The sequence below is a fragment of the Streptomyces sp. NPDC037273 genome, from assembly GCF_055603625.1.
In genome coordinates this window covers 171,255-186,987 of sequence record NZ_JBVJVO010000006.1, presented here as the reverse complement: position 1 = coordinate 186,987, position 15,733 = coordinate 171,255, and the positions used below count along the sequence as shown (strand labels likewise).

Below are 15,733 nucleotides of genomic sequence, written 5' to 3'. Positions count from 1 at the left end.
CCCTCAGGCGGGGCGCGGCCGGGGGCGCCCTCGGGCGGGGGCGTCAGTCCAGATCGTCGTACGCGTCCAGGAAGTCGAAGCCCGAGCCGCCGCCGACACGCGCGGCGAAGTCCTCGCGGCGGTGCCCCTCGGTGACCACCACCCAGACGGTCACCTCGCCGGTCGCGCTGTCCCGTACGCCCCAGTCCTGGGCGAGCGCGCCGATGATGTTCAGCCCGCGGCCGCCGTGCGCGGTGACCGAGGGCGTCGACGGAACGGGCCGCGTCGGACCGCCGCCGTCCGTGACCTCCACCCGGAGACCGCCCGCGGGATCGACCCGCCAGGCCGCCCGTACATCGCCCTCGCCCCGCTCCGCGCATCCCAGCGGCCTGCCGTACCGGCAGGCGTTGCTGAGCAGCTCGGACAGGATCAGCACCGCGTCGTCGACGACCGATTCGGACACCCCGCTGCGGTACAGCTCGTCCCGCATCCGGTGTCTCGCCTCACCCACGCCCGCAGGGCCATGGGGTACGGCCATGCTCGACGACGTGGGCACCTCTTGTGCCACCACCAACGCCACCCCCGAGACCTCCTTTGCCCCACGCCACCGTGTGGATGCCCCAATGGCCTGGACCGGAAACCGGCCAATCCGCGTTCGATGAGGCACTCGTGACGATCGCGTACACACGGAACGCGCCGGTGCACTCCCTGTAAGTCCTGTTGTGTCCCGTGACGGGTGGGAAAGCGGAGGCGGACGAACAGGGAGAAGGCCGGACATCGGTGTTCAGTCGCGGCCGAGCTGCGCCAGCACCTGCTTCGGGCGGTTGGTGATGATCGCGTCCACGCCCAGCCGCTCGCAGAGCTCCACGTCCTCCGGGTCGTCCACCGTCCAGACGTGGACCTGGTGCCCGGCCTTCTGGAGCCGCAGGATCACCGCCGGATGGTGGCGCACGATCCGGATCGAAGGACCCGCGATGCGCGCGCCCGCCGGCAGCCGCCCGTCACGCAGCCGCGGCGAGACGAACTGCGCCAGGGACACCGTCGGCAGCGTCGGCGCCGCCGCGGCGATCCGGTGCAGGGACCGGGCCGAGAAGCTCATGATCCGTACGGGGGAGTCGGCCGGGGCCTCCGGCGCGTCCAGGCCGAACCGCTTGAGCAGCTGGAGCAGCCGCTCCTCCACCTGGCCCGCCCACCGCGTCGGGTGCTTCGTCTCGATCGCCAGCTCGACCCGGCGCCCGGAGTCGGAGACGAGCTCCAGGAGCCGCTCCAGGGTCAGGACGGACGTCGAGCCCGGGTCGCCGCGGTCCGGGCTCTCGCCGGACTCGTCCCGTCCCTTCCAGGTCCCGAAGTCCAGCGCCGCGAGATCGGCCAGTTCGAGCGTGGACACCGCGCCCCGGCCGTTCGAGGTGCGGTCGACCCGGCGGTCGTGGACGCAGACGAGATGGCCGTCGGCGGTGAGCCGGACGTCGCACTCCAGGGCGTCGGCGCCGTCCTCGATGGCCTTCACATAGGCGGCCAGGGTGTGTTCCGGTGCGTCCTCGGACGCGCCTCGGTGGGCGACGACCTGGACGGGGGCGCGGTTCGGGTGCTGCCGTGCGTGAGTCACGGCGTCATGGTGCCATTGGCGGGGCGGCGCGGGCACACCGGAGCGCGTCCATTCTGTCCGTATATAAAGGTCTCGGTGCGAACGCACAGCTCCGCCTTACAGCGGCCTGACGTCCCTTGGGAAAAGCTGGTGCAGCACCCTGGAAGCCACAGGTGGCCGGCAGGGCCACCACCCCGCGCACCCGCGCAGTCAACGAGGAGAGCGAGCTGTGAGCACCGAGAACGACGGCACGGCAGTCCCGGCCGACCCGGCTGCCCCGCCCGCCCCTCCGGCACCCCCCGTCCCCCCGAAGACCCCGACACCGCCCACGCCGCCGTCCGCGGCTTCCGAGTCCGCCCCCGCGGCCGGGGCTGAGGGCGAGGCGGCTCCTACGCAGACGCTGCCCACGACGGAGGCCGCGCCGACGCAGACGCTGCCGCAGCCGGAGCCCGCCCCGACGCAGAGCCTGCCCCAGACCGAGCCTGCCGCGACCGAGGCCCAGGCCCAGGCACAGGCACAGGTCCAGGCCCAGGCACACGCCCAGACCCCTGCCCCCGCCCCCGCCCAGCCGCAGACCCCCTCCCCCTCCCCCGCCCACGCGCACGCGTATGCGCAGGATTCGGGGCAGGCGCATGCCCAGGCGCAGCCCCCGGCCGGTGGGTGGCCGCCGCCTCCGCCGGCCGTACCGGCGTGGGGTGCGCCGGTCCCGCCGGCGGCGCCCGCTCCCGGGGCGCGCAAGCGGACCGGTGGTGTCGTGGCGGCCGTGCTGGTGGCGGCGCTCGTCGCGGGCGGTATCGGCGGCGGCATCGGCTACTGGGCGGCGGAGCGCGGCGACAACGACGGCTTCGGTTCGACCACGGTCTCCTCGGGCGAGGCCCCGGCCTCCTTCAAGCGCGAGCCCGGCACGGTCGCCGCGGTGGCGGCGAAGGCGCTGCCGAGCGTCGTCACGATCCAGGCGAAGTCCGGCGGCAGGGAGGGCGAGGGCGGCACGGGCACCGGCTTCGTGTACGACCAGGAAGGCCACATCGTCACCAACAACCACGTGGTGGCGTCGGCGGCGGACGGCGGCACGCTCTCGGTGACCTTCTCCGACGGCAAGTCGTACGACGCCGAGGTCGTCGGCCGGGCCCAGGGCTACGACGTGGCCGTCCTGAAGCTGACCAACGCCCCGAAGGGCCTCAAGCCGCTGCCGCTCGGCGACTCCGACAAGGTCGCCGTCGGCGACTCGACGATCGCGATCGGCGCGCCCTTCGGCCTGTCGAACACCGTGACCACCGGCATCATCAGCGCCAAGAACCGCCCGGTCGCCTCGGGCGACGGCTCCGGCGGCAGCAACTCGTACATGAGCGCGCTGCAGACCGACGCCTCGATCAACCCCGGCAACTCCGGCGGCCCGCTGCTCGACGCGAGCGGCGCCGTGATCGGCATCAACTCGGCCATCCAGTCCACCGGCAACGGCTTCGGCCAGTCCCAGGCCGGCTCGATCGGCCTCGGCTTCGCGATCCCGGTCAACCAGGCGAAGAACGTCGCGCAGCAGCTGATCAAGACCGGCAAGCCGGTCTACCCGGTGATCGGCGCGACCGTGAACATGAACGACAAGGGCGCCGGCGCCACCATCGCCTCCCAGGGCGCCGGCGGCACCGCCCCCGTCACCGCCAACGGCCCCGCGGCCAAGGCCGGCCTCAAGGCGGGCGACGTCATCACCGGCTTCGGCGGCCACCAGATCGACAGCGGCCCGACCCTCATCAGCGAGATCTGGACCCACAAGCCCGGCGACTCCGTCCAGGTCACCTACGAACGCGACGGCAAGACCTCCACCGCCACCATCACCCTCGGCGAACGCACCGGCGACAGCTGACCCCTCCCGGTACGGAGGGAAGCACCAGCCCCCTGGCGCTCTCCTCCGTACCGTCACGCCCGTCAGGCGCGCGCCGACGAGCCCGGTGTCTGGGGCGGCAGCAGCTCGGTGGTGCGCCGCCACACCCGACGCTCGGGCGGGGCGGGCTCCGTCCGCCGTTCGTCGACGGGCCTGATCCCGACCGGGCTCTCCGTGATCGTCCGGAGGTCACGGAGCAGCAGTTCCGTGAGCTCGCTGTCGAGCTGCCCGCCGACGCCTTCGGAGCTCCACCGCACGATGAGCTGCGCGGCCCGGTCGAGCCCGTCCTCGGTGGCCTGGGGGTACGCCAGCGCCAGGGACGCCCGGGCGATCTCCACTGCGCTTCGAGTACGCATCCGTCAACCCTTCCTGTTCGTCGACGCTCAGAGCTGCCGCGCCGCGCACACGACGCACTGTCCGGCGGTGGCGGCGGTCCGTACGTGGATGCTGGTGAGGTCCTGCGCCTGCCGCAGGCATTCGGCCCGGCCCAGTTCCGCGTACTCCGTCGTGCACATGGTGTCTCGTACGAGTACTTCCCAGTGGTCCTGCGCGAGAAGCCAGTGGTTCCGGTGCGCACGTCGTACGAAGTTGTCGACCAGCGCGTGGGCCTCGGGCGTCTTGTTGAAGTAGTCCCCCAGGTACGCGATCCGCGAGGGCGGCCGCAGCCGGTCGCCGAGCGTGCGCCTGCGGAAGAGCCCGCTCGTCGACAGCTGCTTGACGCTGCGGATGCGGGTGGCGATCACATGACCGGCCACCCCACCGATGATCGCCGGCACGAGGAGCCAGCCGATGAGCGACGCACCCCAGAGCGGGATGCCGCTCGGCGGATCCAGCAGCGTGAACGCCTTGTAGACCTCGCTGTAGCTCTTGGTCCGCGCCGCGAAGACGTACACCAGGCCGACGACCACCACCAGGGGAATCCCCCAGTCCACGAACCACTGCGTCACCCCGGACAACGCCTTCCGCGACCGGAACATCCGCCGCACCCGCCGCCGGAACGACTCCTGCGGCGGCGGACTCAGGTCGTACGGCACAGCCAGACTGCTGATGGACAAAGAAAACGCCCCTCCCACTCCGACGCCACTCCCACCACACCAGGCACCCCGGGCCCCCTGGTCACCCAGCCCCGGGCCACAAGCGCCCCACCGGCAACCACGACCCCGAACTCCCTCCCGGCTCCCACCCGTTGCCCGGACCACCCAGGTTGATCCCCCATCCCCTTACCCCCCACCCTCCCCAGGCACCCCCTCCCCACACCCCGCCGAAATCCCCGTACCCCCACCCCCGCCCCCAGCCGGTAGGCTGTAGCCGCTCCGCAGCAGGTGAGGCGGGGCACAGGTGGGTTGCCCGAGCGGCCTAAGGGAACGGTCTTGAAAACCGTCGTGGCGCGAGTCACCGTGGGTTCAAATCCCACACCCACCGCACCAGGTCAGAGAAGGTGCTGATCAGAAGGGGTGTCCCGAGAACGGGGCGCCCCTTCGTCATGGGTCCTGTCTCACCTTGAACCACCCCTGTACCGCTTTGGATCATTGTCTGTGGACCAGGCGTGGACCACGGTCCTCTGATCCGCAGGCCGCTGACCTGCATCTACGCGGGCACGCGAAAGGGGCGCCCACTCTGGGGCGCCCCTTGTGTCGACTGCTGCAACTATCTGTCGACGGTTCGAGCGGTGACGCTGTTACATGTCCATGGCGTCGGCCCTGTCGTTCCAGGTGCCACCGTAGACGTAACTGATAGTGGTCAGATTGCGGCAGTCGGTGGCCCCGATGGAGATGGTGGGGTCCGGCATGAAGTCTCGGTAGTCGATCAGCGTCGCCCCGGAAGTCGGCCGGGCAACGCAGATCGAGGTCGCCTTGTCTCGGAAGCTGGGGTTGTAGTCAGAGAACTTCTTATGACCGCCTTCACTCCACTGAAGCCTGCGACCCTCGAAGTTGATGTCCTCCCAAACGCAGACCCACCCATACCCGCAATCGTTCCTCTTCATCACCGAGGCCGGAGCCTCTTGGGCCGCCTTGGCGCCGAGCACCTTGCGTGCTTCTTCCGTCGCCTTTTTGGCGACCGCGGCGTTGTCCTTGGCCAGGCCGGCGTCCGCTTCGGCCTGGTTGTCGAAACACTTGACTTCGAGGTTCAGCGTCTCAGCACAGATCTGAGCTCCCTGCCACCCCTCGGCAAGGTTGATGCGCTTGCCCTTGTACGTGGCGAAGACCGGCTTGGACGTTTGCGCCTCCTTGCGCGCCTGCTCATCGGCGGCGGGACTCAGCGCCCCGGCCGAGGGTGCTGCCGGCGCCGGGGCCAGCGGGGTGGCGCCGGCGGCCGGAGTGGTGATGACGACAGCTCCCAGAGCGGCACCCGTAGCAATAGCGACACGTAGCGAACGCATCGACCCTCCCCCTGTTTGTCCGCCCTTAGGCGGTTCTGCCTACACACTGCACGGGCAGCCACATCTGGTGTGGCTGCGCGTGCAGGAGGCTACGTCCCAACCAGCGAGAGGTATGTGGTACGGATCACGCGAATGTTCGATTTGATGGCGAGTCGGACAGTATCGAAGGGTCTTTGGCCCGAACACCCTTCATTAGCGCGGTACTTGGCCGGGGCGGTCCGTGATTCCCTGGGCAACGATGGCCCGCGTGGCCACCGCCTCGCCAGCCTTGCCCCAGTCGCTGTCCTTGAGCGTGACCGTGCGGGAACCCAGCAGGCGCATGCTCTGCCTGTCGAAGATCCACTCAGTGCGCTCGTCCTTGTGGACCCGTGCGACCGCAACACCCGTGCGACCCGCGGCATCCGTTGCCTCAGGGACCAGGACGACACCCGGAATACGCGCCGCCGCACGGTAGAGCGCCGCACTCAAACCAGGCGGTGTCTGGAACTGCCGCAGTAGATCCCCGATGGCGACGAACGCCTGCTGATCGGGCCCGGTGGTCGAACCGGAGCCGGCCCCGTGTTGCTTGCGCGTGTCCTCGTAGATCAGCTTCAACAGCTGGTCGGGATCGGTCGGCAGCGATTCGAGAAATCGATAGGTGGGTCGGTTGAGATTCGGCGCGCCCTCGGAGGGGAAAGTCTCGGACCCTCGTCCGGTGCGCTCCGTCCATCCCGCCGCGCCGTCGACCGAGAACCAGCGTTCGGACGACTCGTCCGAGGGGATTCGCTCCATCTTCCCCCCACCGCCCGGGATCTCAGAGAGGGCGAAGGACTGTCCCACGGTCTTCGTGTACAGGAACTGCCCGTCGCGTACCACCGGAGCGGGCGCGGATCCGGCCGCCAGGGCAACGCGGTCCAAGAGCTGAACGGCCGCAGGCTCAGGGCGGGCGGCCTTGGCGGGTTCCGCCGGAGTGTTGCCGATCAGGGTGAACGTGACAGCCACTGCGCCCGCTGCCGCCACCACCCCCAGGGAAAGGAACAGGGGACGCCTGGACCGTCGGCGTGTGGTCTGCTCCGCTTGTGCGATTTCGCGCATCAGGTGCTCCTTGATCGGGCGCTGGGCGCGGAAGGGCAGGTCCCCATCGGAGATCCCGTCCAGGCGCCGCAGGAGTTCGTCGTGCTCGGATCGTTCGGTCCGTGCGTCATCAGCGGCGTTCACAGGTGTCCCTCCCGTGCGGTGCGAGACGTGGACGCACGCCCCGCGGCTGGGTCCGCGGCCAGATTGGCGGTGGTGAGTTTGCGAAGGCGGCTGCGTGCTCGTGACAGCCGGGAGCGAACGGTCGACTCGCTGACACCGCACGCCTTTGCCACTTCGCCATGGCTGAGCCCGGACCAGACGGACAGGACGATGACTTCACGGTCGGCACGTCGGAGCTGATCCAAGGCGGCCAAGGCGGCCTCCGCCTCCGCGGTGTCCGTGATTCGGGACACCACTCGGTCGGCCGGGTCCGGGACGGCATCTGGCGGGGGTAAGCGTGTCAGCGCCTCGCTGTGGCGCCGTGCGGCCCGACGGGTGTTGCGTATGACATTGCCGGCGACCCCGAGCAACCAGGTGCGGTGACTTGGGACTTCGTCGAGCTTCCCCCGCAATCGCCAAGCTTCGAGGAACGTGAGGGAGACGATGTCATCCGCCCCCGCACGGTCGGAGGTCATGCGGACGACATGCGCGTACACCGCTTGGGCGTGCGCGTCATAGAGTTCCGCGAACAGTTGCTGGTCCACACTGAGTAGTGTCCGTTCGCGGCCACTCGTTGCATGTGATGTCAGTCACATGCTAAAGGCGGGGGTCCGACCATCACCCGGCACGGAGTCCCGTCCAACGAGCTGCATGCCTCTGACGTGGGCCTTCGTAGGCTTGAGGTAGGGGCTTCTTCGGCGGACTTCCTGCAGGGCCGTGGTCCGGCCTACTGGTCAAGCTCGTCGTTCAGGGCCTGCTCGATCTGCTGGTTCGCGTGGTGTTGGTTGCGGCGGATGGCCTTGGCGTAGAAGCGGAACAGCACGGCGACGCTGTGGCCGGCGCGGCGGGCGACCTCGGCCGGGGAGACACCGGACTCCAGCCAGAGGGAGACGCCAGCGGCCCGGAGGCCGTAGGGCACCTTTGCAAGAGGACTCTTGATTTCGTGCGGCGTGAGGACGGCGAGGCGAGCGGCCTTCCAGACGTCGCCGTACTCCTTGCTGAGCAGGCTGCCGCCAAGGGCCGCACGGAAGAGTCGGCCGTCCTCGGCCGTGCCGAACTTCGCGATGTGCTCGCGGAGCAGACGGACCAGGACGGGCGGGATCGGTACCTCACGGGTGGCCTTCCGGGCGCGCTTCTTGAGGCCCCGGGAGTCGTAGGACTCCCCCGAGTCGGTCCAGCCGGATCCGACGCGCGGGGAGCTGGACGACAGGATGACTTGGCCCCAGCCTTCCTCGGGCAGGGTGAAGTCCGATTCGCGCAGGCTCACGGCTTCGCCGGGGCGGGTGGCCGCGTAGTAGAGGCACCCGAAGAACGCCTTGAGGTGGCGGCCACGGTCTCCCTGATCGCCCGCGGCGTTGATGAGCTTGCGGGCCAGGACCGGGCCGGGAACGTATCGGAAGTCGATCTCGTCGTCAGTCTCAGGCGGCGTCCAGTCCACCTTGGTCAGGGGCAGGGAGGGCAGGCGGTCCAGCTCGACGGCGTAGCGCAGGCAGTTGCTGAACACGGGCACCTTGCGGTTCACCGTGTTGTCCGCCGCAGCGGTTCCGTCCATCTTGCGGGCCAGCGCGTCCAGGGCGGACCGCACGACCGTCGGTGTGTTCAAGGCCGAGATGTCCACGGACTTCCGGCCGATCCAGTCGAGGGCCGCCACGATGGCTTCGGGTGCTTCCTCGGCATCAATCCGGGCCACGAGTTCGCCGTCCTGGTCGAGGACGAGGCGGAAGGCCCAGGAGTAGAGGGCGGTCCGCAGAACCCGGGGAGCGGGGGCACCGCGGTTGTCCTTCACCAGGCGCGGGGTGACCGTGGCGAGGGCGTCCGCGATGCTCGCGCGGTGCTTGGCCGAGGCGTTCGGCCACTTCATCGCCACGTACTCCCGGGCGTGTACGAACCAGGTGGGGGACTGGGCCGCCTGCACCTCCGAGGCCGGAAGGCCGGTCTCGGTGTCGAACTGTTCGCGCTTGCGGAGCGCGGCCAGCAGCTCGGAGCGTCGACCGTCCGCCTGAGCCTTGATCTTGTAGCTCTTCGAGAACGGCTGAACGCCGACCCGCCAGCGGAGTTGGTAGGCCGCAGCGCGGTCGGGGCGCTTGCGGATGCCCCAGATCTGTACGTCGTACGTCAGCACGCGGGCACCTCGCAGCCCTCGAACCACGCGTCGAGGTCGGCCCGGCGGATGCGGATCTGCCCGTTGGGGAGCTTGAGGCAGCGGGGCGCGTTCCCGCGAGCGCGGAGCCGGTAGAAGGCGGCTCGCGACATGCGCAGCTCGGCCAGCGCTTCGACCATGGTCAGCATGCGGGTGGTCGGTGCGGCGGTCACTGCCAGACCTCCCCTTCGGTCTTGGCCCGTTCCTTGTCGGCACGGGTCTGGTTGATTTCGTGGCGGGTCTGGGCGGCGAGGAGTTCTTCGCCGGGGCGGTAGCCGGAGGCGAGGTAGGCCCAGGAGGACTCGGTGACAAGCACGGTGTCTGGGGCGGGCGCGGGGTGGCCGGCGCGGACGCGGGCGGCGTCGGCCTGGGCGAGGCGCCAGGCGCGGCGGACGTCGCGGAGGGCTCCGAGGGTGGTGGAGTAGGCGCGGGACTTGGTGGAGAAGTGGCCGCGGAACCCGAGCATGTGGGCCCACTTGCAGAGCTTGAGATCGGCGAATTCGGCCAAGCCGCCCAGGTCCCAGGCGGTGCGGATCATCTGCCGGACATGCGCTTGAACGCGGAGGTCTTCGAAGGGCTCCGCGCGGCCGGTCCCCTCACAGTCGGGGCATTCTTCGAGGACGTCTTCGGGGACGTGGCCACGGCCGGAGCAGGCCGCGCAAATCAGGGAGCGGTCCACTGTGCCGGAACCCTCGGTGCTCTTGGTGGCGTACTTGGCGACGTATCCGGCTACGGCCGCGTCGCTGAGTTCACCGTCGCCGAGTGCGGTGATCTCCCGTACGTCGAGCATGGCGCCCCAGCGGATCTCGTGGTCTCCGACGGTGTTGGAGGTGACCGTGAGGGCGGTACGGGGTGTGGCGGTGCGGATGGTGTGGGTGAGGTCGTCCACGGTCGCCCAGGCCGGTGGGGCGCTGGTGTGGCCGTCGGGACCGTCGAGGCGGACGACGGCGTGGAAGTGGACCAGGCCGCGCTTCTGGTACTCGGCGACCTTGGTGAAGGAGACGCGCAGTGCGGCCTTCATGGCCTTCTGAGTCATGCCAAAGTGAGCGGCCAGGGCGCGGCGGAGGTTGAGGGTGAAACGTGCCCAGAGGGCTCCGGCGTGGGCGTTCCAGAGCACTGCGCCGGTGTAGTCGTACGTCTTGGGGGCCAGAGGGGTGCCGAGTTCGGGAGCGTCCTCGGGGTGGTGGGCGCCGCAGCGGCAGGGGCGGGGCTTGCCGTCCGTGGTGGTGGGGCGGTTGTGGACGGGGCCGAAGGAGGGGGCGGTGAGGGTGAGGAAGACGCGGGGGTGGGTGCGGACGGTCTCGGGGACGTCCTTGCCGCCGCAGAGTCCGGCGCGGACGAGGTGGAAGGTGTCTGCGGCGTAGGTGCGGGAGCAGGCGGGGCAGCGGGAGGCGCGGCGGTTGCCGCAGGTGGTCAGGAGCCGTCCGGTGGGTTCGTCGCTGGTGGAGTACGAGCGAATCGTTTCTCCTGTGGCGGCGTTGCGGGTGTGGGTGTGGCCGACGAGGTTGACGGGGCGGGTGCAGCCGCGCAGGCGGGTGATCTGTTCGCGGGTGCGGTCGAAGCCGTCGAGGTTGGCCAGTTCGATCAGGTCCCGGACAGCGGGGCTGATCACGTGCCGCAGGTCGAGGTTGCGGGGCATCGGCAGGAAGATCCTTTCCGCTGGTGGAAGGGCCCTGGGCAGCACCGAGGTAGGGGAGGGGTGCTGCCCGAGGGCATGACGGGCCAGGCCCAGGGGGCCAGGAGGAGAGCCGGAAGGCCGGCGGGAGGTTCAGGCCGTCAGCGCGGCGTGCGCGGCGGTGGCGAGCGGCAGGGCGATGCCGAGCCGGGTCCGGAGCTGCACCGGGGTGATGGGTTCGCCGTGTGCGGCCAGGTGGGCTGCGGCCATGTTGCGGGCCGCGTCCAGCAGGGCTGGAGGCACCTTGACCGCCGGAACCGTCACCGGAGCCGGAGCCGGAGCCGGGGCGGGGGCGGGGAGGACCGGAACCGGGGCCGGGGCGGCAGGAGCCACCGGGGCCGGGGCCGCGACGGGCTCCGGTTCGGGGGCCGGGGCCGCGCTGGTTTCCGGTTCGGGTACGGCCGGGGCGGGTTCCGGGATCGGCTCGGGGACGATCACCGGGGCCGGGGCCGGGGCCGTAGCGGGGGCGGGGGCGGGGATGGTGACGGCGTGGAAGTGCCTGAGGAGGGCGGGGCCGACGGCGCCCCAGCCGAGGAGGAGCAGGGGTGCGACGGCGTCCACGCAGGCGCGGCCGTAGTGCCCCGCGATGATGGGTTCGGCGATGTTGAGGGCGAGTGTGAAGAAGCCGGAGGCGTGCATGAGGCGCGTGGCCGCTTTGAGGTCACCGGCCGGGACGCCTCGCAGGGACAGGTACCGCAGGGCGACGAGGAGGCCGACGACGGACAGGTCCACCATCGGGGCGATCAGCGGAGCCACCGGGGCCGGGACGCCCAGGCGCAGGGCCAGGCTCCAGACGTTGCCGAAGGAGAACACGAAGGCGAGAGCGGCGATGATCGCCATGACCACGGTCACGGTGCGCTGTGTCATCCGGTCTTCTGACATGAGGGTTTTCACCTCCTTTCCACGGGAGTTGGGTGTGGACATGAGGGCAGGGGGTCAGGCTGCGGCAGCGGCGTCGTCCTGCGGCGGCTCGGGCTTGCGCAGGCTGGGCACGGTGAGGTTGGCCAGGAGCGTGGTGGGGTCCTGGGTGAGGTGGGCGGTGGCGTCCGCGACGGTTGCGGCGTGGGCGGGGTCGAGATAGGGGGTGCGGACGCGGACGAAGCCGGGGCGGCCTTCGGCGGCCATGGACGCGACGCCTACGTACTGGGAGCCCTGGAGGTTGATCGGGTCCATGTCCGGCCAGTTGCGGATGTCGTCCCCGAGCGCGGCGACGGATGCTTCGGTGGTGCGCTGGTAGAAGGAGAGGGCGGCGCTGCACACGTCCCGGATGGAGGTGGGGATGGCGTCGCCGGTGGCCTTCTGGGTGGCCGGCACGGTGAAGATTCCGACCGACCGGCCGCCCTTGACGAGCAGACCCGTCAGGCGGACGTTCTCCGCTGCGAGGGCGGACAGTTCGCGGGTTTCCTTGTCGCTGCCCTTGTGGTCGTGGAAGAAGGTGTGGGACTCATCCACGAGGACGAACACCAGCGGCCACTGTTCGCTGGGGCCGACGTTCCACATGTTCGCAGTCCCCAGCACCTTCCGGGCCGCCGTGGCACGGTCGTGGAGCAGCTTCACCAGCCGCTTGAGCAGCGCGTTGGCCTCACGCAGGTCGTGGCCGGTGTGCGCGAACACGCGGGGCAGGACGTCCGCGTAGTCACCGTGGGCGGCGTTGGACACCTTGCCGTCGATCACCGCGAACTGCACGGCCGGGGAGGGCCCGAAGTAGGTGATCAGTGCGGTGAGTTGGTTGGACTTGCCGCCGCCGACACCTCCCGCCACCACCGCCCCCGACTTGTTCTTGAGCTCGATGTGGACCAGGGCGCCGTACTCGTCCCGGCCGACAGGCCACACCGTCAGGTCGGCGGGCGGCTTCCCGGTCGGCACGTACTGGGTGTGGCCGGTCAGCGGGTCGGTGCGGATTGCCCGCAGGACCGCGTGGCCGGGCTTGCCCGTCTCGACGGCGACCCGGACGCAGCCCCAGGCATCGGCCAGGAACCGGGCCTTGTCCTGGAGTTCCTTGATCCCGACCTTCGGCAGCAGCTTGACGTGAACGATGACCCCGTACCGGTCAGGCCGGGTCTTGATCACCGGTACCAGTTCGCGCGGCTTGGGCTCCGGGGCGCCCTTGCTTGTGTTGAGGAAGGACGTCCAGGGCGGGGTGCGGTCGGTGACCGACAGCCCGGCCATCTTCGCCAGCCGCGCCCACGTCATCCGGATCTTCATGGCCTGCCGGATGCTGCGGCGCGTCTCCTTGTCCGCCCGTATGTACCGGACCGTCTTGACCACGGCCCACCCCACCAGCAGCACGGCGCAGAGCGCCATTACCACCGGCGCCCAACCAAAGACCTGTTCCACGTTCATCGCGGCCTCCCCATCCCCTTCTTCTTCATGTCCTCGATGGACGCCTTGACGTCCGCGCAGATCCCGTAGCCGTAGACGGACATCCGGGCCTCATGGACCGCCTGTGAGACGTGCATCCGGGCGATCGGGTCGAGTTCGATCCCGTGGGCGGTGAAGACGGCCAACACGTCCTGAGACAGAGACGAGGCCCCCTTGCCGCCACCGGGCGGAGTGGTGGAACCCCGCCCGGCAGTGGCACCCATTACGCGGCCTTCTGGGCCGAAGCGGCCGACTCGGAGACCGCAGCGACCTGAGCAGCGGGCGCGGCCATGGCGGGGGTCTGGACCAGTTCCAGACGCGCCACCCGGTAGGCAACGCCGTCGGAGAGGCTGCCGTTGAAGATGCGGGCCCACGGGGTGGCGATCAGCTCCACCGGACGGACCATGACGCCCGCCGTCAGACCCATCGGGAGACCGGACTCCGGGACGGTGATCTTGAGGATTTCGGCGCGGCCGTCCGACATCTGCATCACCGTGACCGTGTAGAGCGTCTCCCCCGTGTCGCGGTCGGTCGCGATCTCCCCCGTCTCCGGGTTCTTGATCTTCGGGGCGCCGCCCGTGCCGGTGATGTAGTTGTCGGTCGGCTTGACGAGGACCGGGATACGAGCCATGCGTTCACTCCTGTGATTCGGGACCCCTGGTGGGGTTGATGTGAAGACACTAGCTCGCCCAGCTAGCCAGGTCAACTCAAAGGCGATGCGTGACCTAGCTATGTCTAGCTAGGTGGGTTGGCTGAAGTCGTGATAGCTGGGCTAGGGGCCGCTACTCTGGACCCATGACGAAACGGCCCTCCAGCGACACACGCCCGCCCTACAAGCGGATGGCAGACGTGCTGCGCGACGAGATCGAGCGGGGTGTCCTAAAGCCCGGTCAGCAGCTCCCCTCACACCGTGAGCTGCAAGAGCGTTTCGAGGTCGCCAACATGACCGCCCGCAGCGCCCTGCGCGTCCTGCGGGACGAGGGCCTGATCCACACCGTGCAGGGCCGGGGCAGCTTCGTCCTCCCACCCGAGGGCGAGGGGGCCGGCGACGCCGAGCACCAGGGCGAACCCATCGGCGACTACATCCCGCCGGCCTGGTACACGATGCAGGTCGGCCGCAAAGAGCTGTGGACCGGGCCCGGTAGCCCGCCCTCACTGCTCGACCTGCTCAAGCGTGAGCCGAAGCCCGAGCCGCAGACCTCCGGCGAGGCCGAGTCCACCGCGCGGAACCCTGCGGAATCCACGGCCGCCGCCAAGCCGGGAACACTGACCCGGCCGGACGCCAGCCCGGAGTTCAACGCCCTGGCCCAGCAGGTAGAGACCCTCACGCAGCAGGTCGACCAGCTCACGCAACTTTTCCAGCAGGTTCTTGAGGCAGTGCAGAAGCCGGACCCTTCATAGCGCCCAGCGCACTCGCCACCTCTTCCGCCAACTGGGCCAACCGCTCCACCCGCTCGCCCAGCCGAGCCATGTACCCGGCCAGTACCTGCTGTTCCTGCTCGTTCATGCCCACCCCGTTCTTGTTGCGCGTGTGCGGTATTTCCTGCTGGACATCGCCCGGCGGTGACGCCCGCAGCCCATCCGGCCTGGCCAACCCTGATGTATCCCCGCGGATTGCTCGACCCCCCGATCCGCGAAGTCCCGTCCCGTGGGATGGCATTGCCGCAGCGCCCACCTCACGGGCCCCCGATCCGGCATCGCATCCCGCCAGGCGGACAGGGCGGACCCCCTCCGGCCTGCGCGGCTGTTCCGCCATCACCGTCTCCTTTCGCTCTGCCCTCACACTGCGATCCTCCGGAAAATGCGGGAATCCCGAATTCGCGGATGATGCGATATATGCCGTCGGACCGGTCCGGCCCTCTCGCTTGCTACAGGTGGGAAAAACCGCCCCGGTGTGACGACCCACCCCTGTGGTGCGCATCACAGTTGACTCCTCTCGCAGATCGGGCCGCCCGGTAGGTGAAAACAAGGATCCGGAGAATCCCCGGTTTGGCTAACCGGGGATCGTCGGTTATGTTCACCGGCCCGCAATCGCGGATCACACATAGAGGTGCGAGAGACGCCCCGCGTGTGACCTCACGCGAAGTGCCCTGGATCACACCTCCCGCTTTCCGTACGAACGAGCCCCGGATCATCCACCGCGAGCCGCGCACAGTGGGTGAAAGAGAACAAATCTCCCAAGCCGGCATCCCGGACCCTCTTTCGCCATGACCTGTGGATAAGCCCGCGAAAGCGGCCCGTAGACACCAGAACATGCCGAGCCTGTGGATAAGGGAGAGCGATTCCACGATCAGACTGGGGCAAGACATGCCAAAACAGCCCACACCTACCGGCCGAAGCGGCCGAAGGGGTGAGCTGTCCAAAGTTTCTTTACTGGATCAAGGCGGCCCGCTGGCGCGGGCCGCGGGGGGGGCCCCGGCCGCCGCTGGCTCCCCGTCTCCGCCCCCCCCCTCGACGGCCCCCCTCCCCTCGCGCCTCAAAAAACCGAGGAGCGGGGAGTCAGACCCATGGAGAAAACCACC

The 15,733-nt window shown here is 69.7% G+C and carries 16 protein-coding genes and 1 tRNA gene; 3 read left to right on the top strand and 14 right to left on the bottom strand.

The features are described 5' to 3' along the window. Positions 1 to 43 precede the first annotated feature (43 nt). Positions 44 to 646 (bottom strand): ATP-binding protein, encoded by a 603-nt coding sequence (locus ACZ7G1_RS18380; RefSeq protein ID WP_470882241.1) that lies wholly within the window; start codon positions 644 to 646, stop codon positions 44 to 46. Positions 647 to 763: 117 nt separating this feature from the next. Further along, on the bottom strand, positions 764 to 1,585 hold the full coding sequence (locus ACZ7G1_RS18375; protein WP_470882243.1) for a glycerophosphodiester phosphodiesterase: 822 nt from the start codon (positions 1,583 to 1,585) through the stop codon (positions 764 to 766). A 208-nt stretch (positions 1,586 to 1,793) separates the two neighbouring features. Between ACZ7G1_RS18375 and ACZ7G1_RS18370 the strand changes: the two genes are divergently transcribed. Further along, on the top strand, positions 1,794 to 3,422 hold the full coding sequence (locus tag ACZ7G1_RS18370) for a S1C family serine protease (protein ID WP_470882245.1): 1,629 nt from the start codon (positions 1,794 to 1,796) through the stop codon (positions 3,420 to 3,422). Positions 3,423 to 3,484: 62 nt separating this feature from the next. Here ACZ7G1_RS18370 and ACZ7G1_RS18365 read toward each other — a convergent pair whose 3' ends face one another. Both ACZ7G1_RS18365 and ACZ7G1_RS18360 read right to left on the bottom strand, forming a co-directional pair. Further along, positions 3,485 to 3,796, bottom strand: a complete 312-nt coding sequence (locus ACZ7G1_RS18365) for a hypothetical protein (RefSeq protein ID WP_470882246.1) — start codon at positions 3,794 to 3,796, stop codon at positions 3,485 to 3,487. A gap of 27 nt (positions 3,797 to 3,823) precedes the next feature. After that, on the bottom strand, positions 3,824 to 4,495 hold the full coding sequence (locus ACZ7G1_RS18360) for a DUF6313 family protein (RefSeq protein ID WP_470882248.1): 672 nt from the start codon (positions 4,493 to 4,495) through the stop codon (positions 3,824 to 3,826). A gap of 282 nt (positions 4,496 to 4,777) precedes the next feature. On the opposite strand from ACZ7G1_RS18360, the gene ACZ7G1_RS18355 reads away from it, so the two are divergent. Then, positions 4,778 to 4,862, top strand: a tRNA-Ser gene (locus tag ACZ7G1_RS18355). Between the two features lie 256 nt (positions 4,863 to 5,118). Here the strand turns inward: ACZ7G1_RS18355 and ACZ7G1_RS18350 are convergent. The 10 genes from ACZ7G1_RS18350 to ACZ7G1_RS18305 form a co-directional block, all read right to left on the bottom strand. Next, complete coding sequence (locus tag ACZ7G1_RS18350) at positions 5,119 to 5,820, bottom strand: peptidase inhibitor family I36 protein (protein ID WP_470882249.1); 702 nt, start codon at positions 5,818 to 5,820, stop codon at positions 5,119 to 5,121. Positions 5,821 to 6,012: 192 nt separating this feature from the next. Further along, positions 6,013 to 7,017 carry a CU044_5270 family protein gene (locus ACZ7G1_RS18345; RefSeq protein ID WP_470882251.1) on the bottom strand — a complete coding sequence of 335 codons (1,005 nt, stop codon included), beginning with the start codon at positions 7,015 to 7,017 and terminating at the stop codon, positions 6,013 to 6,015. Then, positions 7,014 to 7,580: an RNA polymerase sigma factor gene (locus ACZ7G1_RS18340; RefSeq protein ID WP_470882253.1), complete on the bottom strand. Its 567-nt coding sequence runs from the start codon at positions 7,578 to 7,580 to the stop codon at positions 7,014 to 7,016. The genes ACZ7G1_RS18345 and ACZ7G1_RS18340 overlap by 4 nt, the downstream gene beginning before the upstream one ends. Positions 7,581 to 7,762: 182 nt before the next feature. Then, complete coding sequence (locus tag ACZ7G1_RS18335) at positions 7,763 to 9,157, bottom strand: tyrosine-type recombinase/integrase (RefSeq protein ID WP_470882255.1); 1,395 nt, start codon at positions 9,155 to 9,157, stop codon at positions 7,763 to 7,765. Further along, positions 9,151 to 9,324, bottom strand: coding sequence for a helix-turn-helix transcriptional regulator (locus tag ACZ7G1_RS18330; protein ID WP_150261958.1), 174 nt, complete (start codon positions 9,322 to 9,324; stop codon positions 9,151 to 9,153). The genes ACZ7G1_RS18335 and ACZ7G1_RS18330 overlap by 7 nt, the downstream gene beginning before the upstream one ends. A gap of 20 nt (positions 9,325 to 9,344) precedes the next feature. Continuing rightward, positions 9,345 to 10,814 carry a replication initiator gene (locus tag ACZ7G1_RS18325; protein WP_470882256.1) on the bottom strand — a complete coding sequence of 490 codons (1,470 nt, stop codon included), beginning with the start codon at positions 10,812 to 10,814 and terminating at the stop codon, positions 9,345 to 9,347. A 129-nt stretch (positions 10,815 to 10,943) separates the two neighbouring features. Then, positions 10,944 to 11,732, bottom strand: a complete 789-nt coding sequence (locus ACZ7G1_RS18320; RefSeq protein ID WP_470882258.1) for a DUF2637 domain-containing protein — start codon at positions 11,730 to 11,732, stop codon at positions 10,944 to 10,946. A gap of 54 nt (positions 11,733 to 11,786) precedes the next feature. Next, on the bottom strand, positions 11,787 to 13,193 hold the full coding sequence (locus ACZ7G1_RS18315) for an FtsK/SpoIIIE domain-containing protein (RefSeq protein ID WP_470882260.1): 1,407 nt from the start codon (positions 13,191 to 13,193) through the stop codon (positions 11,787 to 11,789). Next, a complete protein-coding gene (locus ACZ7G1_RS18310; RefSeq protein WP_470882262.1) occupies positions 13,190 to 13,435 on the bottom strand; it encodes a hypothetical protein in 246 nt (81 codons plus the stop codon). Before ACZ7G1_RS18310 ends, ACZ7G1_RS18315 begins: the two co-directional genes overlap by 4 nt. Further along, entirely contained in the window at positions 13,435 to 13,842 is a 408-nt protein-coding gene (locus tag ACZ7G1_RS18305; protein WP_470882264.1) for an SCO3933 family regulatory protein, read from the bottom strand. Before ACZ7G1_RS18305 ends, ACZ7G1_RS18310 begins: the two co-directional genes overlap by 1 nt. Positions 13,843 to 14,006: 164 nt before the next feature. Here ACZ7G1_RS18305 and ACZ7G1_RS18300 point away from each other — a divergent pair, with 164 nt between their 5' ends. Beyond that, complete coding sequence (locus ACZ7G1_RS18300; RefSeq protein WP_470882265.1) at positions 14,007 to 14,612, top strand: GntR family transcriptional regulator; 606 nt, start codon at positions 14,007 to 14,009, stop codon at positions 14,610 to 14,612. The last annotated feature ends 1,121 nt before the right edge of the window (positions 14,613 to 15,733 follow it).

Bases quoted from the DNA above. Each gene is read 5' to 3' on its own strand.
- ACZ7G1_RS18325 (WP_470882256.1), bottom strand. From the start codon at position 10,814: ATGCCCCGCAACCTCGACCTGCGGCACGTGATCAGCCCCGCTGTCCGG.
- ACZ7G1_RS18310 (WP_470882262.1), bottom strand. From the start codon at position 13,435: ATGGGTGCCACTGCCGGGCGGGGTTCCACCACTCCGCCCGGTGGCGGC.
- ACZ7G1_RS18365 (WP_470882246.1), bottom strand. From the start codon at position 3,796: ATGCGTACTCGAAGCGCAGTGGAGATCGCCCGGGCGTCCCTGGCGCTG.
- ACZ7G1_RS18320 (WP_470882258.1), bottom strand. From the start codon at position 11,732: ATGTCAGAAGACCGGATGACACAGCGCACCGTGACCGTGGTCATGGCG.
- ACZ7G1_RS18300 (WP_470882265.1), top strand. From the start codon at position 14,007: ATGACGAAACGGCCCTCCAGCGACACACGCCCGCCCTACAAGCGGATG.
- ACZ7G1_RS18330 (WP_150261958.1), bottom strand. From the start codon at position 9,324: ATGCTGACCATGGTCGAAGCGCTGGCCGAGCTGCGCATGTCGCGAGCC.
- ACZ7G1_RS18350 (WP_470882249.1), bottom strand. From the start codon at position 5,820: ATGCGTTCGCTACGTGTCGCTATTGCTACGGGTGCCGCTCTGGGAGCT.
- ACZ7G1_RS18315 (WP_470882260.1), bottom strand. From the start codon at position 13,193: ATGAACGTGGAACAGGTCTTTGGTTGGGCGCCGGTGGTAATGGCGCTC.
- ACZ7G1_RS18305 (WP_470882264.1), bottom strand. From the start codon at position 13,842: ATGGCTCGTATCCCGGTCCTCGTCAAGCCGACCGACAACTACATCACC.